The organism is Curtobacterium sp. MCBA15_016 (assembly GCF_001865105.1).
GTDB lineage: Bacteria > Actinomycetota > Actinomycetes > Actinomycetales > Microbacteriaceae > Curtobacterium.
This window is the reverse complement of record NZ_MJGR01000035.1, coordinates 3,480-4,061: the sequence shown is the minus strand read 5'-3', so window position 1 is coordinate 4,061 and position 582 is coordinate 3,480. Positions and strand designations below refer to the sequence as shown.

The 582-nt window shown below is 72.9% G+C and carries 1 protein-coding gene; it reads right to left on the bottom strand.

Annotated features, from left to right (window positions below; translation table 11 throughout):
* Positions 1-102: 102 nt before the first annotated feature.
* Entirely contained in the window at positions 103-462 is a 360-nt protein-coding gene (locus BIV03_RS15765; RefSeq protein ID WP_217637404.1) for a cytoplasmic protein, read from the bottom strand.
* Between the last annotated feature and the right edge of the window lie 120 nt (positions 463-582).

Genomic DNA, 582 nt, shown 5'->3' with positions numbered 1-582 from the left:
CCGTCGACGGCACGGTCGGGGCCACCCCCGGCGCCGCCGCGACCGTCCGTCAGGTCCCCGCGGCCCCCTGATCGACGGTGTCGGCCGGCTGGGACACCACGCTCAACTCTGGCTCGGGCCCGGTCCGAGCACGGTCGGGTCCGGGTCCTCGACCGGCACGTGGAGGAGCTCGACCAGGATCGTGTGGGTCGGTGTGGACCCGGTGTTCCGCCCGCTGTGTCGCTGCGCCGGGAGCCACACTGCGGTCCCGGCGGGCAACGCCACGTCGAGCTCCCTCCCGTCGGCCACGAGTCGGCGATCGAAGCCCGTCAGCGTGACCATGACGCTCGCCGGGTGTCGGTGCACGTGGGTCCGGTCGCCCGGTACGTCGGTGTAGTCGAGCACGCGGACGTGCTCGTTCTCCCAGAGCAGCCGGTAGTGCTCGGGATCGGTCTGCAGGGGATCGTCGTCGGTCCGCATCATCGCGCTCGCCTCCTCGACGGGGTGATCGGGACTCATCCTCGTCCGGCTGTGCCGGCGCGCACCTGCGCGATCCAGAACGCGATGCGGACGCCCGGTCGTGGCACGGACGGGAGGCGCGGT